The sequence below is a fragment of the Nostoc sp. C117 genome (genome assembly GCF_043099735.1).
Classification (GTDB): Bacteria; Cyanobacteriota; Cyanobacteriia; order Cyanobacteriales; family Nostocaceae; genus Nostoc.
On the sequence record NZ_CP170991.1, the window covers coordinates 7,522,621 to 7,546,261 of the forward strand.

Annotated in this window: 22 protein-coding genes; 4 read left to right on the forward strand and 18 right to left on the reverse strand. The window is 40.4% G+C overall.

Annotated elements, in window-relative coordinates:
- Nucleotides 1-529 precede the first annotated feature (529 nt).
- Nucleotides 530-1,210 (forward strand): Panacea domain-containing protein, encoded by a 681-nt coding sequence (locus tag ACFG4S_RS32160; RefSeq protein WP_392532905.1) that lies wholly within the window; start codon nt 530-532, stop codon nt 1,208-1,210.
- Here the strand turns inward: ACFG4S_RS32160 and ACFG4S_RS32165 are convergent.
- The 8 genes from ACFG4S_RS32165 to ACFG4S_RS32200 form a co-directional block, all read right to left on the reverse strand.
- Complete coding sequence (locus ACFG4S_RS32165) at nt 1,207-1,854, reverse strand: Fic family protein (RefSeq protein ID WP_392532906.1); 648 nt, start codon at nt 1,852-1,854, stop codon at nt 1,207-1,209. The two genes, ACFG4S_RS32160 and ACFG4S_RS32165, sit on opposite strands and share 4 nt — an antisense overlap.
- A gap of 865 nt (nt 1,855-2,719) precedes the next feature.
- Entirely contained in the window at nt 2,720-3,808 is a 1,089-nt protein-coding gene (locus ACFG4S_RS32170; protein ID WP_392532907.1) for a hypothetical protein, read from the reverse strand.
- 257 nt (nt 3,809-4,065) lie between these two features.
- Nucleotides 4,066-4,527: a hypothetical protein gene (locus ACFG4S_RS32175; RefSeq protein ID WP_392532908.1), complete on the reverse strand. Its 462-nt coding sequence runs from the start codon at nt 4,525-4,527 to the stop codon at nt 4,066-4,068.
- Nucleotides 4,528-4,534: 7 nt separating this feature from the next.
- Nucleotides 4,535-4,990 (reverse strand): Fic/DOC family N-terminal domain-containing protein, encoded by a 456-nt coding sequence (locus tag ACFG4S_RS32180; RefSeq protein ID WP_392532909.1) that lies wholly within the window; start codon nt 4,988-4,990, stop codon nt 4,535-4,537.
- A 63-nt stretch (nt 4,991-5,053) separates the two neighbouring features.
- Nucleotides 5,054-5,845 carry a hypothetical protein gene (locus ACFG4S_RS32185; protein ID WP_392532910.1) on the reverse strand — a complete coding sequence of 264 codons (792 nt, stop codon included), beginning with the start codon at nt 5,843-5,845 and terminating at the stop codon, nt 5,054-5,056.
- A 3-nt stretch (nt 5,846-5,848) separates the two neighbouring features.
- Nucleotides 5,849-7,159, reverse strand: a complete 1,311-nt coding sequence (locus ACFG4S_RS32190) for a restriction endonuclease subunit S (protein WP_392532911.1) — start codon at nt 7,157-7,159, stop codon at nt 5,849-5,851.
- A 131-nt stretch (nt 7,160-7,290) separates the two neighbouring features.
- Nucleotides 7,291-9,252: a restriction endonuclease subunit M gene (locus ACFG4S_RS32195; protein ID WP_392532912.1), complete on the reverse strand. Its 1,962-nt coding sequence runs from the start codon at nt 9,250-9,252 to the stop codon at nt 7,291-7,293.
- 52 nt (nt 9,253-9,304) lie between these two features.
- On the reverse strand, nt 9,305-9,733 hold the full coding sequence (locus tag ACFG4S_RS32200) for a MerR family transcriptional regulator (protein WP_392532913.1): 429 nt from the start codon (nt 9,731-9,733) through the stop codon (nt 9,305-9,307).
- Nucleotides 9,734-9,801: 68 nt separating this feature from the next.
- On the opposite strand from ACFG4S_RS32200, the gene cas12k reads away from it, so the two are divergent.
- Entirely contained in the window at nt 9,802-11,712 is a 1,911-nt protein-coding gene (gene cas12k / locus ACFG4S_RS32205; protein WP_392532914.1) for a type V CRISPR-associated protein Cas12k, read from the forward strand.
- A gap of 1,019 nt (nt 11,713-12,731) precedes the next feature.
- Here the strand turns inward: cas12k and mutS are convergent.
- The 4 genes from mutS to ACFG4S_RS32225 all read right to left on the reverse strand — a co-directional run bounded on the left by mutS (nt 12,732) and on the right by ACFG4S_RS32225 (nt 15,998).
- A complete protein-coding gene (gene mutS / locus ACFG4S_RS32210) occupies nt 12,732-15,389 on the reverse strand; it encodes a DNA mismatch repair protein MutS (RefSeq protein ID WP_392532915.1) in 2,658 nt (885 codons plus the stop codon).
- Between the two features lie 13 nt (nt 15,390-15,402).
- Nucleotides 15,403-15,528: a hypothetical protein gene (locus ACFG4S_RS32215; RefSeq protein ID WP_392532916.1), complete on the reverse strand. Its 126-nt coding sequence runs from the start codon at nt 15,526-15,528 to the stop codon at nt 15,403-15,405.
- Nucleotides 15,476-15,754, reverse strand: a complete 279-nt coding sequence (locus ACFG4S_RS32220) for a hypothetical protein (protein ID WP_392532917.1) — start codon at nt 15,752-15,754, stop codon at nt 15,476-15,478. Before ACFG4S_RS32220 ends, ACFG4S_RS32215 begins: the two co-directional genes overlap by 53 nt.
- A gap of 88 nt (nt 15,755-15,842) precedes the next feature.
- Nucleotides 15,843-15,998 carry a hypothetical protein gene (locus tag ACFG4S_RS32225; protein WP_392532918.1) on the reverse strand — a complete coding sequence of 52 codons (156 nt, stop codon included), beginning with the start codon at nt 15,996-15,998 and terminating at the stop codon, nt 15,843-15,845.
- A gap of 28 nt (nt 15,999-16,026) precedes the next feature.
- Between ACFG4S_RS32225 and ACFG4S_RS32230 the strand changes: the two genes are divergently transcribed.
- Nucleotides 16,027-16,467, forward strand: a complete 441-nt coding sequence (locus tag ACFG4S_RS32230; RefSeq protein WP_392532919.1) for a gamma-glutamylcyclotransferase — start codon at nt 16,027-16,029, stop codon at nt 16,465-16,467.
- Between the two features lie 31 nt (nt 16,468-16,498).
- Here the strand turns inward: ACFG4S_RS32230 and ACFG4S_RS32235 are convergent, their stop codons facing one another.
- From ACFG4S_RS32235 to ACFG4S_RS32245, 3 genes are all read right to left on the reverse strand, one after another.
- The gene (locus tag ACFG4S_RS32235) at nt 16,499-17,113 is read right to left on the reverse strand and encodes an anti-sigma factor family protein (RefSeq protein WP_392532920.1); all 615 of its coding nucleotides are present in this window, start codon (nt 17,111-17,113) and stop codon (nt 16,499-16,501) included.
- 157 nt (nt 17,114-17,270) lie between these two features.
- A complete protein-coding gene (locus ACFG4S_RS32240; RefSeq protein WP_392532921.1) occupies nt 17,271-17,927 on the reverse strand; it encodes a sigma-70 family RNA polymerase sigma factor in 657 nt (218 codons plus the stop codon).
- 365 nt (nt 17,928-18,292) lie between these two features.
- A complete protein-coding gene (locus tag ACFG4S_RS32245; protein ID WP_392532922.1) occupies nt 18,293-18,487 on the reverse strand; it encodes a hypothetical protein in 195 nt (64 codons plus the stop codon).
- Nucleotides 18,488-18,721: 234 nt separating this feature from the next.
- On the opposite strand from ACFG4S_RS32245, the gene ACFG4S_RS32250 reads away from it, so the two are divergent.
- Nucleotides 18,722-19,747, forward strand: coding sequence for a L,D-transpeptidase (locus ACFG4S_RS32250; RefSeq protein WP_392532923.1), 1,026 nt, complete (start codon nt 18,722-18,724; stop codon nt 19,745-19,747).
- A 755-nt stretch (nt 19,748-20,502) separates the two neighbouring features.
- Here ACFG4S_RS32250 and ACFG4S_RS32255 read toward each other — a convergent pair.
- From ACFG4S_RS32255 to ACFG4S_RS32265, 3 genes are all read right to left on the reverse strand, one after another.
- Nucleotides 20,503-21,042 carry a late competence development ComFB family protein gene (locus ACFG4S_RS32255; protein WP_392532924.1) on the reverse strand — a complete coding sequence of 180 codons (540 nt, stop codon included), beginning with the start codon at nt 21,040-21,042 and terminating at the stop codon, nt 20,503-20,505.
- Between the two features lie 121 nt (nt 21,043-21,163).
- The gene (locus ACFG4S_RS32260) at nt 21,164-22,099 is read right to left on the reverse strand and encodes a M23 family metallopeptidase (RefSeq protein ID WP_392532925.1); all 936 of its coding nucleotides are present in this window, start codon (nt 22,097-22,099) and stop codon (nt 21,164-21,166) included.
- 728 nt (nt 22,100-22,827) lie between these two features.
- Nucleotides 22,828-23,517, reverse strand: coding sequence for a DevA family ABC transporter ATP-binding protein (locus ACFG4S_RS32265; RefSeq protein ID WP_392532926.1), 690 nt, complete (start codon nt 23,515-23,517; stop codon nt 22,828-22,830).
- Between the last annotated feature and the right edge of the window lie 124 nt (nt 23,518-23,641).

Sequence of the window (23,641 nt, forward strand, 5' to 3'; positions counted from 1 at the left end):
AATTGTTTTACCTTGTATACATATCTATAAAGTAAAGCCCTTCTCAGCTATTCGACAAATTAAATATACAAATAACATTGACCACTATCTACCTGTAAAAATTCGTAGTAAATAGTGTCTATGCAGATTTATTAATAAATTTACATTTCTTTATCAGAATGTTTTACACTAAAACAGGAAACCTTCTTGCGTCCAATCAATTTATTGATTAATATAAAAGGTTTTGCCTTTTACGAGACTTCAGTTTTACATAGAGTCTTAAACAGGCTGGCACAGTTCTTCTCTGCGCCACCTCTTGATTTGAGTACAAGATATTCAAAAAAAGGGGCAGCCATCACCCAAGATAAAGTTCCAGAATGTTAAGTTATTGCTGAACAGGCAAAAATTTTAAGAAAAAGTATCTTGAGCTAATATTTGTGTCAAGAATATTTACCTTTGGAGGCTATTAGTGGAGTCAAATTAGATTAGTACTATTTTATACAATAATTTTACTTCGGTCAGGGCATTTTGTGCAGATAGGTGTGTAATTATGTTAAATGCAGTTAACATTGCTCAATACTTTCTTGAGAAAGGTGAAGGATCTGTAACTCAGCTTAAGTTACAGAAACTTGTTTATTATGCTCAAGGTTTTTACTTAGCAAAAATTGGTAATCCTTTATTCCCTGAAGTTATTTATGCTTGGGATATGGGGCCTGTTTTAGTGGAACTCCGTCGAGAATATGGAGCCTATGGTAATAGACCTATTCCTACTGCCAGCATATTACCCCTAGACTTTTCAATAGAAAAAAATACGGTCAGATACTTAGATAATATATGGATATGTTTTGGTCGCTATACAGCAATTCAGCTAGTAAAAATGACTCATCGGGAACAACCTTGGATTGAAGCATACCAAGGAAAAAGAAGCAGCGCAATCATTAGCCAAGAAACCATGAAAAACTACTTCTCTATGCGCTTAAATGAACTAGAAGAAGTTGCTGCCTCTAATAGCATTTTTTGTGAAGATAGTGATATTTTAGACCTTAGTGATTTAGAAGAAGTAATTAACTGCATTGAAAATACAGAAAAATCTTTTGATAGCCAGTATTCACCAGAATTTATTGAGTTTTCCAAAGATATTGCTGAAAAAGTAAAGGCTCAAATGAATCAAGAAGCTTCCGAAGATTATCTGAGTAAATTAGCTAAATATTTAGCGAGTCATACAGATTAAGGAATTGGAATTTGTTGCAAAATATACTTATGCAATGATTCTTTATCTCCATTTTCATATAACCTAATTAAGGTCGTGTAGGGTGGATCTAATGGTCTTGGGTGTATAGTCCAATTTTTTGGCTTGTAACCATAGTTTATTAAGCTAGATATTAGTAAAAATCTACCCATGTGACCATTGCCGTTAGCGTAGGGGTGTATATTTGTTAGCTTAATAAATGCTGCACATGAAAAACTAACTGTTTGAATTAATTTTTTATGTAAAGGTTCTTCTGATTCATGTAAAACATCCAAAGCATTTAACGCTCTATCAATAGAATTGCCAAACTGAACCATATATTTTGGAACATTTTTAGATGGACATCCTACACTTAAATTTCCAGGAATGCCAACCTCGTAATTGTAAAGAAGAGGATAATTTTCACCTCTATAATTTCCTGCAAAATATTCATGCCCAAAAGGAGTTAAATCCTTGAAAAAATGCCGATGTATGTCCCTGGTGTCAATCAAAGATTTTTTGATATCAATGGTTCTACTCCACAATTGTTTTAGCAATTCATAACTTTGTTCCTCTAAAATTACTGAATATTGAGGATAGTCCTTGTATTCCCAATTAAAACTTTGTGGGATTTTCTGAGTTAACATAAATTTCCTGAACTCTCCTCAACTGCTAAGAATAGAACTAGCCACTAGGTAACGGGAAATACTTTGTAGTTTTAGTTGGTACACAACAACCTATTGGATTTTGGTTAAAATCTTACCTATTGCCGCCTTTGAGCGCATAAGCCAAGCAGATATATGCTACTGCTATGTTTAGATTTAGCCAAATGATTATTGGTTGATAATCAACATATATTCTTAAGAATCTGTCTTATTAATTTAATGGCATTAATTTCAGCAACCTTTTTTCATTCCGGCATTAATACCATCTAAATAATCGCTGCGTTTTATCAGATATTAAGCCTGACACTTGACTTTTACGTTCTTTTTCATCTAACATAGAACTATTCATGAAAAAAATGTCTTCCTACTGTGAAGTGGATGATAACTAGTTCAAAACATTAAACAAACGAAATAACTGCCTGTGTTTACATAGCTTGCACTCTGAAGCATAGTTCCCCAACTTTTCAGATAGCTAATAGGCTAAACACAGACTTAATTGAAATTAGAGGTAGCAAAAAAGTAGCTACCTTTTTTATTTTAGAAGAACTTTTCTTAACAAGCAAGATATTCATTTTTTTCCATAGATTTAATATCTGTATTATCCCCAGTATTTGTTGCATTTTGCGTTATCAATAGTAGCATTATTAACTCAGTCAGAAAGTAGCTTAAGTATTTTAACGTATGGCAGGTATTTATCCTTTTACTTAAAATTCGTTGTGTCTTATGATGAAGATATTGTGGACGGCAGGGGATATCGAACCCCTCAGCACTGAGTTTAGGAGACCCGTCTGGCACCAAGCGCCGCCCATAAGCTAAAGCGGTGAGAGTAATATCTCGCCGCTTTTAGTTAAAGGTTGTCAGAATACAAAGTAGTTATCAACGCTTCAGCTTGTTCGCCGCCTATATCTCTGAGACTGTCTGCAATATTTTTTTGCTTCTGGGCAATCATGCTAGCTTGTTGACGTAAAATCAAAAATTCTGTAACCATTGCCATGACTTCTAAATTTCCGTTAGATTCAATCTGAAGTTTAGTTTCTTGCTCAGAAGATTCTTTTTTCATAGAATCGGATTTATTATCTTTCAAAGTTTCGTGATTAACAAAACCATTGCTGGTTGTAAAGTCTTTTGAGTCCGGTTTTGACTTAAATATTGACTCTTGTTGAGATTGGTTGAAAACTGCATTAATCAAACCAGGTGTCAGAGGATCGTTCAAGAAATAAATGTATCCACTCCTACCAGCCTTATCAGATGATACTTTTGGCTTGCGATTCAAAATACCTAAGTCATAAAGCTTTTTAAGAGGTTTATGAGCCGTTGTTTGGCTACACTTCAACTCTTGAGCAGCATTTGAAGATGTAGTTTCCGGTTTTTTGGCAAATAATCTTAAAGCTCTTTGTTCATTCGGCGCAAGTCTCTTTATATCTTTCTGAAAACGTGCAAGCTTTAATACGTAGCCATTTTCATCTTTGCCATCGATAGAATCTGTTTTAGGAAGATTCATTGGTGTAAATTGTTCTATCTTTGCTGAATTAATGGGAATATAATTTCCCTGTGCTTGATATTCAATTGCCAGCTTAATCAAATCTTTTTCAAGAAAAAGCCAATCTGAAAGTCGGAATAAGTATGTTGGCTTTATTCCGGTTTTGGCGCTTGCGATTTCTTCGCAAGATAAGCAATCTATTGCAACTGATTTCTTGCAATACTCCAAAACAGACCACCTTGATAGATGAATTCTTTCACCTATAAGTTTTGCGCTTATACCTGTATCATTTTCAACAGACGCGGCTTGCCAAATTTGCAAGTATATGCGGGGGAATCCTGCAAGCGCAATTATCTTTGCGCTTTTATCTGTTTTTCTTTGGAATAAATCCCTCAAAACGGCTGCTTGACTTTGCAAGACAGACTCCTCTAGACTTAAGCTAGTAAGTCTAGACATAGTAAACCTCCCAATACATCGGGGTTTATCTTCTTCTACTCAAGGTAGACAAAGTGCGTGAGTCCGCGAAAACTTAACATCACTTGTCTACTTAAAGTAGAGTTTTTAGTTTTACAGGAAAAGACCCTCTTATATCTAAGTAGGGTCTTTTTCCTATTACATTAATATCACACATCAATCTAAAATAGATCGTGAAAATTTTTAAAAACTAAGGTAAGTTTTGTTTACTTTGTCTCGTTTTCGCCTCAAAACCAGATTTATCTTTGCTTGGGTATTTTTGAACGCAAATACCGAAGTGTCCATTTTGACGAGAATTCCTCAAAGGGGAACCACTGACCAGTATTTTCTTGAACCGAGATAGAGCCGTTGTCTTCTTTGCGACTACCAATTACAATCCCAAACTCTCTAGCCAAATCATACCATTCACTAAATAAGTCTGCTGGATGGCTTTTTTGTCCAAGGGGTTGATTAGGTCGCCACGCACCTTCAATTGCTTTTTTCAGCCAACCCCCAGGTTTTGGAATCGCTTTATGTCGTAATTGCTCTTTTAATGCCTCAATAGCAGTTAAAACTACTTCTTCGTCAGTGTTCTTTATCGTAGGAGCAAGGGTGGTGTTCAATTCAACACCTAAAGCATCTAGTTCATCTTTAATAGTATCGCTAATCCCATCTTGGATTTTTTTGTTTGAAAGAGATGGAACATTAGATTTTTTTGACACAGAAGGCTTAGGTGAGTGAGAAAGACATTCCTCCAATTCTTTCTTTAACCTTGTGTTTTCTGCCTCCAGTCTCTCCAATTGATTTTAGTGTACGCACATAATTTAATACTTCTTGTGCATCTCCTTCGGGTGGAGCAGGGAGAACACCGGGGAGTGAGAGTTGTCCTGTTTCATAAGCATAAAGATTGGCTATATTTGTTTGCGTTCCTTCAATCCGTGAGGAAAGAACGGCTTCTCGGCGAATAAATAGACGTATGAGCAGAGTCGGATTTGGCATAGTGCGCCCTAATCCAGCAAGTTCGCCTAAAGCGCGATCGGCATCTGAAAGAGTACGCCAAATTTCTATATCTAGTTCAATTACTGGTGGTAGGGGGTTAGGAACAAAAGCATAACAAGGGTTTTTACCTTCTTCTATTTGTACTAATCTACCTGTAGGACTATTTTGAAAGTCTTCAGCGTTCATACTAGGTTTTGATGTTTCTCTAAAATCTGGACATTAAAACTAAGTTTCTGGAAAATAAAAATTTCAATGTAATAACACTGAAAGCTTATCCCTTAATTCTTGTCCACCACCAATAACAGACAAAATAAGATGTAAATCATCGGGATACTTGGATATTTGAATACCTTTTTTCGGAATACTTTTTTTATCAGCTAGGCGATATCTTGGGCAACTCTCCAGAATTTCATTAACTTTGGAAATTATAGACGGATTACCATAAGATTTTAGGTCTAAACGCAATAAAATCGCTAAAGTTCCTAAAGTCCGCTCTGCTGATAGTGCATCTTGCCACTTTGATTGAAACAAGAGTTCCCCGTAATCTAAAAGATCGCAAAAAGCTTCGATGCAGTCACTTTGAGCAATACTAAGTCTAAGTAACTTTGCAGAGTGAAAAAAGTCGTTTCTTAATTCACGCCGTGCTTTCATCCGACTGTGTAGATTGTCAACTATCGAAACTTCAGTACTACGTTTATTATTAAAAACATCGTGAACATCTTGTAGGACACGATGATAATTTTTAAAACGATCTCGCCCTGCACCTTTAACCAATTTCTTTAGATCGTCGGTGATCGGAACTGCACTACTTTTGATAGCGGTATCAACTCTTGTTTTTGCATCTTCAAATTTTTTCATTTCGGTTTCATCGGTATCTGACCAGGTAGGATCATCTTCGATTAAGAAAAGTTTAGAAAGTAATTCGGTGTAGTTATCACAGAGAACAAAAGCAGATTTGATGAATTGTCCAGTTGTTTTACTGCTATAGAAGATTTCTACCCCCGCTCCAATTTCGCGCATTAGGTAAGTTAGCTGGCTCATATTTTAAGCCTCCTCACCCAATAGTTTGCGTTCAAAGCGAGTTTTGGCAGCTTCCCATTCTGTTTCAGCTTCCTGTCGCAGTCTCTTCATTGTTAGTCTTGTATGATCTACCTGCTCTATTACTGAGCATTGTATTTCCAAAGGAGGAATCAAAATTAAAATTTCACCAATTTCTTCTAAGTTGATATTTGCTCTTGCGACTGGGCGTTTGAGATAGTCAAGGATAGCTTGCCCTATTGGAGATGATAAAAACCATCTTACAAAATCAGGTAAAACTCGGCTATTATCTAACCTGACGGCTGCAATTGCTTGATTAATATTCGCACTGGTTGGAAGATTATACACGCCTACTGAACCTATCGTTGCACCAACAATAGCAATCAATAAATCACCTTGTTGTAATTGAGAGCGACGCATTAAACCTTGATGAATTTTTGGCTTAATAAAAATAGCATTATCTTCTGTAACTCTCCCATCTTTCGTAATTTCACCACTGCGTATAAAAGGAATACCTTCTAATTTATTATCGGTATATGCGTCACCGCCAGATTTTGGAGTAGTACCAGAAAATATGTCAGTAGCTAAAGAGCTAAGTTTTAAAACAGGAAATCTATGGGATTGTAAAAGCTGAATTAATTTACGAAAACGTGGTTGATTAGAATGTGAATCTAGTCTTGATTTTATCTGGTCTAAGCGAATTGCAAATACTTGTCGATCAATCTCTCCTGGAATATTTAACCCAAGTTGATCAAGTAAGTACACATCAAGACGAGAAAGTAATTCATCTGCTTGTGCTAGTTTTTGTTTTCGGGTTTGTCGGGCTGCTTCGATTTCGGCAACAAGCAATATTTGAATTTCAAGTGGTGGTAAAGGTATCTTTATTTGAGATATTTCTTCATTATTAAGATTGTTTTGTGCTGCTCCTTTACCAATAAATTGAATTTGTCTCCGTGCAACATTTAAGTCAAAAAAGTAACAAAAAAAGTCTTTATTTACTTTATTTGTATCTAAATCAAGCCTTACTAAAGCCGAATTGAGGTTAGCTTCTTGTATAAAATCAGGAATTATAGAAACTGTCCCTAAATTATCCTTTGTACCGCTAATTGCAAAAATAACATCTCCTCGCGTTACTTTGGTTCTCTGTAAAGTTTTTTCATGTACTTCTCTATGGATATACTTAACATCTAATAAATCAATACTATGTTCTTTTAAGTTATTAACTCTCAAAAAATAAACACCGTTAACTTCATCATCTGTGTAGAAACCTGTTCTTGGGCCATCTCCTCGATTCCATGAAACTATCAAACTGCCCACAGAAACACTTTTCCCTTCTAGGCATTCATTTAAGGCTATAAATTCTGGATTGTAAAAGTATGGATCAAACCTTCTTTTATCAAGGTTGCCCCGTCGAATTGCAAAGCAGTAAGCCTCACTTTCAACGGGGCTTAGACGAAAAAAGGTTGAGGATTCTGCTGAAATTTACGGTACTGTGCCAGAATTCCCGAATCTGGTATAACGCTATCTGGTTCTGAAATCCATTGATCGCCCTCTTTGTGATACGGTACTCGACGATCAAACAAATCACATCGCTGAATCTCCGTTTTTTTGTCGCCCTCCTCCTGAGTTTCCACCACCTTCATAGTTTTCCGTCCAGTCGCGTCATAACCAATATTTTCCGCTACTGCCATAAATATCGCTTCTTCATCGCTGGCTTTCTCACTCGGCTTTCGCTTTCGCAAAAACACCAAACTGGCTTTTACTCCTGCCCCAAAGTGAGAAAATGCTGTCTGTGGCAAACTCACCACTGCCAACAGTTGAAAATTTTCTAACAGCCAATCCCGCACACCCTGAAGCGAAGAATTGGTGAGAATACCATCAGGTAAGACAATAGCAGCACGACCATCAGGTTTGAGAAACCGATGCACTCGCTCACAAAATAAAATCTCTGTCTTTACTGAAGTTTTTGCTTTTACTGCTTTTTTACCTGTCTTAAAGTCAGATTTTGTAGATTTTTTAACTGTATAGGCAATGTTCGCTATCTCATAATCTTCGAGGTAGGGTTTTTCCTCCTGTTTAATCATTGAGCCAAAGGGCGGATTAGTCAGCACCAAAGTAAAGCGGTTTTCAGCAAAGCCTTTGTTATGAGCCGTTAATTTTTCAATTGGTTCGAGGGCATCCCAGCCAATTACATTTGTATGTCCGTCATCGTGTAAGATCATGTTCATCTTGGCGACACGGGTAATCTCTTCGTTAATTTCAATCCCAAACAACCGCCTTTCAGCAAAATCATGCCAGTGCTTGTAATGCTCCTTGCTATCTGGTGCATAATACTCACTTGCCTCTCGCCGCACCGCATCCAGCGCATACAGCAAAAATCCCCCAGAGCCACACGCTGGATCAAGCACAATATCTTCGTGAGTTGGTTCCATCATGGCAACCGCAAACTCAATAATTTCTCGTGGTGTGAAATATTGCCCAAAATCTCCCTTAAAAAAACCATCCATGAACTGCTCAAAGGCGAGTCCTTTTGTATCCAGATCGGTTTTGTTCAGGTTGATGCTTTCCAAGTGCAGCACTATTGTCCGAATGATGCTGTCATCTACTTTGATATTTTCAGTAAAAACCTCTGGATCTTTTGCCTGTTGAGTTTCATACAGTGCGCGAATCCTTTCAGCTAAACGGCGGCTTTCCTCATGGGTTTTAATCTGAAACTCGTAGGGTTCCCCTTTCTTACGTGGGGCTTGCTCATCACTAATTTTAACGAAAATAAGCTTACACAATTCCCCAAAAGCTGTTGGAGGCGATAACCGACCACCACCCCACAAAGTTTGATGACACTTGCGAATTGCCAGAATTAATGCTTCCTTAGTAACAGGCTGAATATCTAGCTGGCTACCCTTTTTGTATTTGTATTCTTCTGGCTTACCGTACTTGATAGGCAAGTCTGCAACGATGTTTTTATCTCGCTCCAGTGCGCCATACTTATCCGTACAATCTAAAACGCGCCGAGTTGACCCCGCCACCACCATCACATAATCTGCCCGGAACTTTGCCCAAGTACCGTTTCCATAAGCCTGTTCAACCGCTTGGTTAAACTCTGCGTCTGTGATTCCATCCCGTTTACACTCAATCACAGCATAGGGACGCTTGCGTTCATCATCCTGAAATACAACTATATCAGCCCGATCTGATGGAGTGCGATCTGGGACAATTATTTCAATTCCTACTCGCTGCGGCTCGTACTGATATCGGTAAACTAATTCTGCCCAAAATTCAGCCCGGACTTGTTCTTCTGGATCGGCATAACGCTCTGTATGATCGACAGCTTTGTAAATAATCTTCTGTTGTTTACCTTCACCTACAATTTCAGCGTGTCCGTCTTTTATAGCGCGTTCAATATAAGTCACGTTAAGGATTCCTTTAATACCAATAATTCTTATGATTTTGGGTGCATAAACCCTACTGCGTCAACTTACTCGATAACCGTTGGTAAATTTCGTCTAACCATACGGGAATCACGGGTTTACCTGCATCTAAAGATGCGATCGCCTTTTTTCTGTCAAACTCCACAAGCTCAAGCGAGCGCTCCTGTGCTTGGGACAACAACATAAACCGCTTACCTTTACCTGAAGTAAATAACTCCGGCTCTTGGTCTTTCAGCTTTTTAAGCGTGGTACTGGCTATGTCAAAACTTAACCCCACAGATAGCCAATATGACATTGCAGCCAGTTCCAACAAATTAGACTTTGAGTAATAAATACTACGTCCTGTCCCAGTATCACTGATTACAGGAACAATCACCCCCCTCTCTCGCCAATACTGTAGCTGACGAAGGGTGCAGCCTGTGATTTCAGCAGCTTCCTTGCTTGTAAAAAATGTCTCCTGCATACAATTTATTTTACAGAAGACTTGTTTAATACAATTGTGTTAGTATTAAACAATATTGTTTTAAAACAATGAGCCAAATCACTATTCAGTGTCGTCTTGTAGCCTCAGAATCATCACGCCACCACCTATGGAAGTTGATGGCAGAGCTAAATACGGCACTGATTAATGAACTATTACATCAGGTAAGTCAACACCCAGAGTTTGAGAGTTGGCGACAAAAGGGCAAACACCCGACTAGTGTTGTCAAAGAACTCTGCGAACCTTTGAAAACTGACCCTCGCTTTATTGGTCAGCCTGGACGGTTTTATACGAGTGCGATCGCATTGGTGAACTACATATATAAATCATGGTTTGCGCTAATGAAGCGATCGCAGTTCCAACTAGAAGGCAAAATTCGCTGGTTGGAAATGCTCAATAGTGATGTTGAATTAGTAGAAATTAGTGGTGTCAGCTTAGATAGCCTTCGCACTAAAGCTGCTGAAATTTTGGCTCAATTTGCTCCTCTCAATACTGCTGAAACTCAATCAACGAATGGGAAAAAAGCTAAAAAGCGCAAAAAATCTCAAAATTCAGATAGCGATCGTAGTTTATCAAAGAATTTATTTGAGACTTACCGCAACACAGAAGATAACTTGACTCGTTGCGCCATCAGCTATTTACTCAAAAATGGTTGCAAAATCACTGATAAAGAGGAAGACACTAAAAAATTTGCTCAACGCCGCCGTAAACTTGAAATTCAGATTGAACGCCTCAGAGAACAGCTAGAAACAAGAATTCCCAAAGGTCGAGATTTAACATCTGCCAAATGGTTAGAAACCCTTGTCGTTACCACTCACAACGTTCCAACAAATGAAGCCGAGGCCAAATCTTGGCAAGACAGCCTTTTAAGACAATCTAGCAAAGTACCTTTCCCAGTAGCTTACGAAACTAACGAAGACATGACTTGGTTTAAAAACCAGTTTGGGCGCATCTGTGTAAAATTCAACGGTTTGAGTGAGCATAGTTTTCAAGTGTATTGTGATTCTCGCCAACTTCACTGGTTTCAACGCTTCCTAGAAGATCAACAAATTAAGAAAAATAGCAAAAATCAACACTCTAGCAGCCTGTTTACCCTCCGTAGTGGGCGTATTGCTTGGCAAGAAGAGGAAGGCAAAGGCGATCCTTGGAATGTTAATCGTGTAACCCTCTACTGTTCTGTAGATACCCGCCTATGGACTAGTGAAGGAACTAATCAAGTAAGGGAAGAGAAAGCTGAAGAAATCGCTAAAATTATCACTAATACAAAAGCCAAAGGCGACCTTAATGAAAAACAGCAAGCCCACATAAAACGGAAAAACTCCACCTTAGACAGAATTAATAACCCTTTTCCTCGCCCCACTAAAACTTTATATAAAGGACAATCTCATATTCTTGTTGGAGTTAGCCTCGGCTTAGAAAAGCCTACAACGCTAGCGGTAGTAGACGGTACTACAGGTCAAATAATTACCTATCGCAGCATCAGACAACTACTGGGTGATAATTACAAACTGCTAAATCGACAGCGACAGCAAAAGCATTTTTTATCCCACCAACGCCAAATAGCTCAAACGCTTGCTGCACCAAATCAGTTTGGAGAATCGGAGTTAGGGGAATATATAGACAGATTACTAGCGAAAGAGATTATTGCGATCGCTCAAACTTACTCTGCTGGAAGTATTGTTCTACCTAAGTTGGACAATATGCGAGAGCAAGTTCAGAGTGAGATTCAAGTCAAAGCCGAGCAAAAATCAGAATTACTAGAAGTCCAAAAACAATATGCCAAACAATATCGAGTTAGCGTCCATCAATGGAGCTACGGTAGATTGATCTCTATCGTTCAAAGTCAAGCGGCTAAAACCGGAATTGTCATAGAGGAGTCAAAACAGCCGATTCGAGGTAGTCCACAGGAGAAAGCGAAAGAATTAGCGATCACAGCTTACCATTCCCGCAAAATAAACTGATTGAAAAAACACCGAACCTTGACAATAAAATAAGAAAATTCAACAGCGCCGCAGTTCATGCTTGTTACAAGCCTCTGTGCTGTGTAAATTTGGGTTAGTTTGACTGCTGTTAAACAGTCTTGCTTTCTGACCCTGGTAGCTGCCCACCTTGATGCTGCTATCCCTTGTGGATAGGAATTAGGTGCGCCCCCAGTAATAGAGGTGCGGGTTTACCGCAGTGGTGGCTACTGAATCACCTCCGACCAAGGAGGAACCCACCTTAATTATTTTTTGGCATGGTAAAGCGGGGGCGATTTCCCTGGGACTCCTGCCAAAACTTTAAATCGCTTGTTTAATAAGGTTTATAGCCTTTAGTGTGTCAGTTGATTTCTTTTTTAAGTATTAACTGACGGGCGATTTTGGGAGACGTGACAAAAATGCCTTCATAACTATTGGTAAATCAAGGGTTTGAAGCGCAGAGTTTCAACACCCCTCCCAGCTAGAGGTGGGTTGAAAGCGACTCCCATCATTTCCTGCCACTTGGCTTTGAGTTTCAACACCCCTCCCAGCTAGAGGTGGGTTGAAAGACTATCTCTTCACCTCGCTTCTTTACTTGGCTGCTAGTTTCAACACCCCTCCCAGCTAGAGGTGGGTTGAAAGTTGCATAACTGGCACGCATGACCTGCCCTTTCAATTGTTTCAACACTCCTCCCAGCTAGAGGCGAGTTGAAAGAGTCGAGTTAGTCAATTAATCAATCAATTAAATTTGATTTTCAAAAGCAATGTCAGAGTAGGGTGGGTTGAAAGATGGGGCAAATTGAGAATAGAAAAGTTAAACACAACGTGAGCTTTAAAAGCTATGTTATTGTGTGCCAAGTTTTATACATCACACAACACATCACGCTGAAAAGTTTAATAAGATTATTTTATTAATAGTTAGCCAACACAATTTGAAGACAAAAAGTTTGTTAACGTGGACATTAATTAGTTAAAAATGACATTATTTTGTTAACAGTGACAAATAATTAGTTAATGTACAATTACCCATCCAGATTTTGCAAACCCATCGCAATCTTACTATGTTTCTCAATTTGCCCCATCACTTGTTTTGCTCTTTGAATCACGACTGCCGGTAAACCTGCTAATCTTCCCGCTTCAATTCCGTAGGATTTATCAGCGCCTCCTGGTTGAACTTGGTGTAAAAAGATAATTTGATCGGGTAATTCTTTCACTGTCACCTGATAATTAGCTACATTCGGCAAAATGCTAGCTAGTTCATTTAACTCGTGGTAATGAGTAGCAAAAATCGTCCGGGCGCGAATATCTACAGCAATATATTCTGCCACTGCCCAAGCTATAGAAAGACCATCAAAAGTTGCCGTTCCCCGGCCAATTTCATCTAACAATACCAGCGACCTAGATGTGGCATGGTTGAGAATATTTGCCGTTTCATTCATTTCCACCATAAACGTAGATTGACCAGTTGCTAAATCATCAACTGCACCGACACGGGTGAAAATGCGATCGCATGTTCCCAACTTAGCAAATCTCGCTGGTACAAAACTCCCAATTTGCGCCATTAACTGAATCAATCCCACCTGACGCAAATAACAACTTTTGCCACTGGCGTTTGGACCGGTGAGAATGATTAAATCGGGATTGTCACTGGTCATTTGTTCTTGGTCATTTGTCCTTTGTCCTTTGTCCTTGGTTATTTGTCCTTGGTCATCTGCTAATGACAAATGATTAATGACTAATGACTCTTGCCCCAATTGTGTGGAATTCGGCACAAAGAATCCCGCAGGTAAAGACTGTTCCACCACTGGATGACGACCATCAACAATGTTAATTTCCCTACCTAGTAACATTTCTGGACGACAGTAACCTTGCTGCACTGCCAATTCAGCCAAACCACACAACACATCAGCCGCCGCTACTGCACGAGATAGATTGCGAATTACCTCCGCCTGTTCTGCGACTTCTTCCCGCAACGCCGTAAAAATCTCATATTCTAACTGATTTAAATCATCCCGCGCCGTGAGAATTCGGGCTTCCCGTTCCTTCAAATCTGGGGTGATGTAACGTTCCTCATTGGTCAAGGTTTGCTTGCGGATGTAATTAGCGGGTACTTGGTCAGCTTTGCTACGGGAAATACTAATGTAGTAACCAAAGGTTTTGTTAAATCCTACCTTCAACGTGGAAATTCCCGTCTTTGCCCTTTCGTCAACTTCTAAATTGGCAATCCATTGCTGATCTCCTTCTACAGTAGCCTTCCTCTCATCTAACAGGGTATTAATACCAGGGCGAATTAATCCGCCTTCCTTAATATATATTGGTGGTGACTCTACAAGATGAGCGTGTAATTTTTGTGCCAATTCTTCCAAAATGGATGGCACTTTTTGCAAAGCTTTCAAGAATGGAGAACGAGTCTGAGCAACTAAATGGGATAATTCCGGTAAGCGTGAGAGGGAATCTGCCAAAGCTACTAAATCTCTAGCATTTGCAGTACCGGAACCCGCCCTTCCCGTCAGTCGTTCCAAGTCATAAATTTGCCGCAATAACTGCCGCAAATCCTGACGTAGGGGTGTATTTTCCATCAATTCTTGGATGGTATCTTGCCGCGCCCGAATGCCTTTAATATCGAGTAATGGTTGCAATAACCACCGCCGCAAAGCACGGCCACCCATTGCTGTATTCGTTCTATCTAATGCCCAGAGTAGAGAACCGTGAAAAGTACCATCCCGGACAGTTTGAGTAATTTCCAGATTGCGGCGAGTTTGATTATCTACAATCAAATAGTCAGTGACGGTATAAGTGCGGAGTCTTTGCAGAGAGACTGGGTTTTCTTTTTGGGTATCTTCCACATATTCTAGAAGACCGCCAGCCGCACGCACAGCTAGGGGAAGATGATCGCAACCGAGTCCTTCGAGCGATCGCACTTTAAATTTCTGCAATAATTTAGGTCTAGCTTCGCCTTGAGAAAATGGTACTTGCGATCGCAAACTATAACAAAATGATGGTGGCAAACACTCTGGCAGATGTGGCGAAGTTTCTCCTGGACGCAGTAAACTACCTAAATCCGGCGCATTTGTGGGAACTAGCACCTCCGAAGGCTGCAAGCGCATTAATTCTTGTGTCAAATGTTCTAAATCACTGCCTTGAGTAGTCAAGAATTCCCCTGTGGAGATGTCTGCATAAGCTAACCCCCAATGATTTGCGGCAATTACTACTGCTGCCAGGTAATTATTGCGACTTGATTTGAGCATTCCCTCTTCTAGCAAAGTGCCAGGAGTGAGGATGCGCGTTACTTCCCGCCGCACCAATCTACCAGTAGCTTCGGCTGCATCTTCTACTTGGTCGCAAATTACGACTGCATAGCCTTTTTCTACTAACATCGTCGCGTAGCGTTCCCAAGCGTGGTGCGGAACACCAGACATCGCCACTCGTCCCTGTTCCCCAGCTTGCTTGCTAGTGAGAACTAATTCCAATTCTTGGGCTAGTTTGACAGCATCTTGGAAATAGCATTCAAAGAAATCTCCTACCCGATACAGCAATACCGCGTGGGGATATTTATCCTTCGTCTCGACATAATGCAGGTACATTTGACTTAGTTTACTGCGATCGACCTGTTGATGGTCAGAAATAAATGTACTTGCATCAGGCTTGGTAGATGGAGTTTCAGAGTGAGAGGCGGTCATAGATGCTATCGATTTACGCACGGAAATTCCACAATACCCGATGATAACGTGATGTGAAAGTTGAATGGCGATCGCTCAAGGATATTTTACGATTTTTGGCGATCGCTTCGACGCGTAGGTGCTGGGGTAGCTGGCTCATAAGCCTTGAGTCCCCCATCGCCCGTAAAAATTTCCACTTGAAATGTGCTACTGGTTTTGGCGTAATATTCAGCCACAGTTTTAATTGTCGCATCTCCGATAGAAATCTTTCTAGATGCTAGAGTAGGCCATTCAGTCGCTAACTGTTTCAATTGTTCTGAATTCCAAAGTTCACCCACTTGAGTTTCAAAAACTCCCCAAGGTATAACTCCATCTGCTACTTTCACTAAAATATTACCGAAAGCTTGAGCAATTTCATATCGCTTAGAGTTAGCTTGTGAAATGTGATTACCAGTGACGATCGCTCAAGCATTTTTACCCTTTTGTTGCGATCGCTTTTCCACGTAAGCTAGAGCTTTCTATATCCTCATCAACCAGAAAATACCAAAGCCAGTTAGATAGAGTAAAAAACTGCGTAATCACTCTATCTAACTGGCTATATTGGACTAATACCAATTTGAAATTCACCACCCAGTTTCTCTAATGGTTAAAATAGAGAATGGTTGAATCACAAATAAAATTTTCTGATTTGGTGCGGGTTTTTGTTTACGGCACGCTTAAACCAGGTGAAGTTAACTATAAAAGATTCTGTGCTGACAAAGTTGTAGATGTTAAAAGAGCTTTTGTCCAAGGCAAATTGTTTGCTTTGCCAATGGGCAACCCAGCAATGACGCTAGGGTATACCCAAGTTCACGGATATTTACTTTCCTTTCCCAACCCAACGATTTTAAATCACCTAGATGCGTTAGAAGATTACCAACCCGCTAGACCAATGTCAGAAAACCTCTATAATCGGAAAACTATCGAGGTTTACGAAGGACAGTCGCTTTCTCTGGGTTGGGCTTGGGTTTACTTGATGAGTCTAGAGCGAGTTGAGGAATTAGGAGGTTTTCTTCAACCTGATGGTTGCTGGAGTGGCTCCGGTTTAACCCCAAACTAGAGTTATAATTTCTCAACTATTAACTTTGCAATTAATTTATGTTGTCTCTGGGGTTTTGGGATTGGGGCTGTATCTGATAAATTGAATTATCGGGAGAGGCTACTGCCGCTTTCGGAATTTCAATTACCGGGTTATTTAGTCCCACCATCAGCGAGGAAGGAGGTACTATAGACGCCGAAGACGTTTGTGCCGGTTCTATTTCTGGTCGTTGTGCCAATTGTGGTACCTTTGTACCACCAGGTAATAAACCAGATACTGCGCCAATCACACAAGCCGCTGCGGCTGCGCTTCCAACCATCCAGTTTAAGCGAGAACGGCGGCGCAAACGCGTTAATACTTGCTCAACTGTCGCTTCTGGGCACTCTTGGACTGTTGGCACTGGGAGAGTCCGCAAGCCTTGTCTGAGCTTTAATAGTCGGGCATACAAACATTGAACGGAGGCATCATTTGCCAGCCATTCTTCTACTTGCTTGCGTTCGGCTGCTGTGACTTCACCATCAAGATAAGCACTCAGTAACTCGAAGCGATCGCGCTTCACCATATCCATAAAACCCGTTGATTCATTGGTATACTCAACCACTCCATCCGACAAATCTTCAGGAAGTTGCAAGGGGGAATGATCATAAAACTGAGAATCAGTAGTCATCTTAACATTATTACCAATTCATACACGGGTAAAGTGAACATAAAATTTGGACAAATTAGTCAATTTTCCTCCTAAAGACAGAAATAATGTACATCTTGCTAGCAATTCTTAATCAATGCTTAAATTAGGCCATTGGGTAGAAGCAAAGTACTGTAAATTAGGAGTCTAGATAATTTTGCAACTGAGCTTGTAGCCTGGATCTCGCTCTGGCAATTCTTGACTTAACAGTTCCCAAGGAAACTCCAGTGATTTCAGCAATTTCTTCGTATGCCATACCTTCAATTTCTCTCAGGACAATAGTAGTACGAAAAACTTCTGGTAAATCAGCGATCGCTTCCCGCAATTGCTCGTAAAATTCTCTGGTGGTCAATTCTTCTTCAGGCCCTGGGGTATCGCCAGCAATTTCCCAATCCATCTCACCATCCTCTACTGAGCGGGGAGCATCAAGTGACAAAGGACTCACAACCCGCTTGCGTTTTCGCAACTCATCGTAAAACAAGTTAGTAGCAATCCGGCTTAACCAGCCCCGAAATTTAGCAGGCTCTTGTAATCGGTTAATATTCCGATATACTCGAATCCAAACTTCTTGAGCTAAATCAGCCCTGTCCGGCCAATCTGGGGCTAAATGGTATAGAACTCTATCAACTTGACTTTGATAGCGGCGTAACAATTCTGCAAACGCAGCACGATCTGGGCGCAGTCCGGCTTGACAGCGTAAAATTAAATCGTGGTTAGGAAGTTTGTCAACTTGCACTGATGCTTCTGGATACTTTGCATCAACCGTTGACCAGGATACAGTAATCGACTGACTCATAGATCGAACTGGCTCTAAATCATCCCTATCTATTAGACCTGGTAATGAGGCACAAGTTCCTTGGCAAGGTGACGGATTTATGACTGGAACACTGAAGCACAGAATTTTAGATAAATTTCTAGCAATCAGAAGAGTCTATTTCTGCTTATACTTTGCATATTTCTCTTTTAGCCATCTGCAAACAAAGGCGCATTAATTATGCACATTTTGTTACTTTTAGCAACTGGGTATATACGCTTGATCGAGATAATTAAATTTGGTTATAAGGATGAAAATGGGAATTTTGTAATTCTGACTTCTTGATACCTTTACAATTTAGGCAATAATTCTGGAAGTTGGGTTGCTCTGGTTAGGATGATGATGATTTATTTTTTGGATTCTGTTACCAGAATGGTTGCTGATTGTTCTGGTTGTAGCCCGTAAGTAGCACCAGAGTTATTTTGCTCTGGAAGGTGAACTTGAAAAAAGAAATTGAGGGAAAATGTAATCGTGGCTGCTAGCAATAGTTTTTCAAACATGGTTTTTCTCCCACCCACACCATTAATGATTGATTGCTGCATTTCAAAAGTTCCACAAGAAAGTCCAACTAGAGGCTTTCGACCTCCTGAACTTTGGAGGAATATTCCTCACTTGGAGTTTTGCTGCTGGGACAATCCGTATAGCCTTAGTTTGCCCAGAGCTATTGGCAGATTTATATCAGAAATGATAAGTATTGATAAATTTTTGATGATCGGATGATGAACCCATCCAATTTTTCAGTTGGATATGTCAGGGATAAACAATAGGCGATAGCAATGGTAAGAAACGAATCTGTAGGGCGTATGGTAATGTTGCTTTGTTTTGGCACAGCATTTTTGTCTTTAGCTGTGCATTGGCGCATTACTACGGCGGGACGGCAGTTTGAAAAGTCGGCATCTGCTTCGATGCGGCGAGGTTCTAGCCTAACCAACCCTCAGGGAAGCCGCCGAGAGGAAGTCTATAAGAATTTCTCACCAGTGAGTTTGGGAGAAATTGCCCTGGGTGCATCTGCTTCTCCTGGTGAAAACACCCAAGGCTCAACTACAAAAATGACGTTGACACCAAAATCTTCGGCTATTGGGTCTGGTACTAAGTCGAAAATAATTAAGAAGAATCTAGCGAAAGGAACAGTTCGGAAGTCTTCTCGGCTCAATCCTCAAACGCAGTCAAAAATAATTAAGAAGAATGTAGTTAAATTAACTCAGAAGGCTTCTACGCTCAACTCTTCTGCTGTGAAGTCTGAAAGTAAGTCCCAAACAATTAAGAACAATATAGCTAATCCTACAGAGCTACCAACGAAAACGCGGTTGGTGGCGCAAACAGAAACACAAAATCCAATTGTGAACAATTGGCCAAAAACTCTATGGTCTCAAGCTTCAGCCCAACAAATACCATCTAATAAGCTTGTATCTGCCAAAACACAAGTGATAGTTGATTTAAGCGATCGCCGCACATACGTATACGCAGGAGACGAGGTGATAGCAAGCTACCCGATTGCTGTCGGTAAGAAAGGTTGGGAAACGCCCACGGGTTCTTTTCAGGTGATACATATGCGACATTATCCAGTCTGGCGTCACCCGATTACTGGTCAAGTATTTAAGTCCGGTACGGATAGTCCTTTAGGAGACAGATGGATTGGCTTTTGGTCAGATGGACGCAATGAAATTGGCTTTCATGGCACACCAGATATTGACCTTGTAGGAACGGCTGTATCTCACGGGTGTTTAAGAATGCGTAATGCTGATGTCAGATTGTTGTATGAGCAAGTGACTATAGGGACAACAGTGTTAGTGCGTGATTAATTAGGTGAATTCTAGTAATAAATTTACCATAGCGTTGGTTTCGACTTCTCTGCGAGACGCTTTGCGAACGCTCAACCAACTGACTGGTCGAGAGTTGAGCGAAGTCTAAACTCGTCAACACAGGTATTTTTTTATGAGAAATCACTTTAAGAGTCGTTTGTTTGCAGGAGTTAGAAGGTAGTCCCGATGAAACAAGTTTCACACGCAAGAATAGACATCTCCGAAAAAGATTTAGATACCACAAATTTGCACCCAGACCTAACCCCCCTTCCCCCCTTCCCTACGTTCGCGTAGCGGCACGAAGTGCGGGAAGGGGGGTTTTAAAGCCTCTCTCCGTTTCGGGGAGAGGTTTGGAGAGGGGTCTTTTTTCTTTTCTGGAGATGTCTAATGAAAGAATAACTGGAGACTGGTATTTTTACTCAGCACTCAGGACTCAGCACTTTTAAGGCAGAAGGTTTTATTTGAGTTGGGGATTCAGACCCTTCCTGAATAAGAACCACCAAATTTTTAATAATGAGCGTCTGGCAGTTTTCTTCGTGCCTCCTGCCTCCTGCCTTCCTCAAACAAATGACTAATGACTAACGCTGTTTTTTGACCAAGCTACAGTCTAATTTTCTCAGTTATAGATAGTTAGGTTGGGTTTCGTAAAGTATTAACCCAACCTACACCTAGATTCACAAAAACCTATAAAAATAAAGGTTTCTAATTTTTATTTAATGAGAGTAATAGAAAAGGCCTAATGACCAATGACCAAATTAGAATTTTTGCTCAAAATTAGGTGCAGATGCTCTAAGTAAAGCACCAAGTTGGTCAAGAACTTCATTCCCAGTGCTTTTGCCCAAAGCTTGTCTTTCTGGGAAGAAATTAGGTCTATCTAGGTAACGATCGATCGCTTCATTTACTTGCTGGGAAATTAGTTCTTGGAGTTCTGCTTGAGCGCGTTGGCGCTGGTAGTTAGCTCCTTCTTCTGTAGTCGCATACAAGGGTGGTAGACGATTGAGAGCGTAGGCTGCAATATCGCCAACATCTAGGGAACTTTCACTGGTGGCTTCAATTTCTGCGACTCGGGCGATCGCTTCGGTTAGTACCAATTCTTCCATGACGTTAATGAATTGTTTACGAGGTACCGCCACTACCTCACCAGTTAAGAGCGCCCCCATTAGGCGATCGAGCGCCATGTACTCTTCAATTGAGAGCTCCGAAGCATTGTCACAGATTCTACCAACTTCTGCTTCCATTGCTGGTGTTAAATAACCATCTTGGAGAGCTTGTTCTACAATTTTTTCGATACTCATAATGCTTATCATCATTTATGTTAGCAAAGCTTGGTAGGGACGGTATCAATCCAACTTATTTTGCCTAATTCTCAGCAAAAAAAACACAAATTATGCACAGACGCGATCAATTCCGCCTCTACTAGTTAACAACCTTAGTTCGCCAGAGTGTTGGATCAACAGATTGTCCGTTGACGTACAAACCCCAGTGTAAATGCGGTCCTGTGGCGGCACCTGTTGAACCTACTGCACCAATTAGTTGACCAGCTTTCACAAAATCACCTTCTTTGACGTTAATACGACTCAGGTGCATGAATATACTGGTTACTCCTTGACCGTGGTCAATGCCAACTACGTTACCGTGAATCCGAAACCCTTGGGATACCCTACCTACCAAAGCAACTCGCCCAGCGGCTGGAGCAATTACGGCTGAACCGGCAGCGCCAGCATAGTCAAGGCCACGATGATAGTAGTCTTTTGCAAATGTACCATTATAGTAGCGACGTACACCATAGTTTGTACTCATCCGCCCAGCATTGGGCTTGAGAAATACTCCACTCCAGTATTTTTCTGGGGTTTGCAGTGCCTTAAAAGCTGCAACGCGCTTGAGTTCATACTCTGTGGCGTCTACTCCAGCTTTGCCTGGTGGTAAAGTAATGCGTTGTATGGGGAACTTACGATTTTGCACATTCACCGCTAAGTTTTGCACCTGTCCATCTCCGGTAACCTGAAGTGCCCTAGTTCCAGCTTTTTCAAGTGGAGTTGTGGGAACAAAAGCCCGATACTGATTTGGTGAAACTTCAAATGCTGGGTATGTGTTTTTACCAGTAGCTACGGTTGGATTTGTACCATTCTGAGGATTATCTAAATTAATTTCTACCGAGAGTGTATCTCCTAATCTAGGATTAGTTGGAATAACTTTCACTTGCAAAGCATCTACAGGCAATGCCAAGGTGATGGGGAGAATAGCAAACATTCCCTTTAACAAATTTACTGCACGGCGATTAAATGTCAACTTTTTGACATTAAAACCAAGCAGGTTCTTGTTTGAATTAATAGTGCGATTCTCAGTAATCATAAAGCTGGAAAATTCCCTTGGTTGTGTTGGAAAATAGACTAGCTCACTACTACTAGTGTTTCATTTTTACACCAGATGTGTTGAAAGCCATAAATTTAGCACCCGCTTTAGGTGCTAATGGACACAAAGGAAACGAGGAACGGGGGCTAAAGAAGAATGATTTGTAACTGTAATTTTGTGAATTTGTATTAACTGTAATAACCAAGCCGTATCACATTGTGATTGTTCGTAAAATTTCACTTGATTTATGGTAAAAACGCTCCTACGGGCTTTCATAGCGATCAATTGTTAGGCAATAAAAGAAACCTTTGATAGTTAAAGTCACTACATAATAGTACTTGAAGAAAATCTTGGAATCAACTGGACACTTATTCAACTGGACACTCATATGACACTATGAGGTTGAAGTCAGTTTGCGTAAATCAGGCAAATTTAGCTAAGTCAGAGGCAAAGTGCCAGAAATAACCCAAAAAAAATGAAGGAGATTAAGATTTTACACAAACCTGGTTTTGTCTATGTAATCCCGAATCTCTATCTACAGAGTGATAACAACAGTGATAACAGATTTTATTACTGTTGGTAAAATATATAAAATTTCAGTAATTTTACTGAGTTTTTTGTTTTGGTATTTAAGCTTGAAGTTTTGAGTTCTCAAGTTGTAGTGATGGAGTCCTAAATTCTAATTTTGGTCAGCGATCAAAATTTAGATCAATTTCAGCAGATTAACTTTAGGTAGAGAGTTTCTCTTTTGACTTGAGCTTACCATCTTCCATGTGAACGATGCGATTGGCAATGTCTAGGATACGGTTGTCATGGGTAACCATTAAAATGGTGCAGCCTTGTTCTTTTGCCAGTTTTTGCATAAGATTGACTACATCTCGTCCAGATTGACTGTCAAGGGCAGCAGTAGGTTCATCTGCTAGGATAATTTGAGGATGACTGACTAAAGCGCGAGCGATCGCAACTCGTTGTTTTTGTCCTCCAGACAGGCGATCGGGATGGTAATGCAGGTGATTTCCTAATCCTACCTGTTCTAGCATTTGGGCTGAGCGAATTCGCATCTTTTTTAACCCAAGATTATGTAATTCCAAAGCCATTTTGACGTTTTGGAGTGCCGTTAAACTACCATGCAAGTTATGCGCTTGAAAAATATAACCATTACGGCGTCGCGCCTGGACTAGTTGTTGGGCATCAGCACCACACAGTTCTCGTCCCAACACGCGCAAACTACCAGATTGGGTAGAACGCAACCCACCCACTAAAGTTAGCAAAGTAGTTTTTCCAGAACCAGATGGTCCGGTCATAATAATAATTTCACCAGCATTAATCTCTAAATTGATATTACATAAAACTTGCTTGCGGAGTGAGCCGTGACCAAAGTGGTGGTCAAGATTTTTAATAGAGATAACGGGAAGCATAAGGGGATTGGGAAAAAGGAGGCAGGATAGCGCAGCCTTAGCGAGTCGGCTTACTCTGTAAGAGTTGCAAGCTACGCTTTTAGCGTCTTGTAGAGAGCGTCATTTTGAATTTTGAATTGATTTG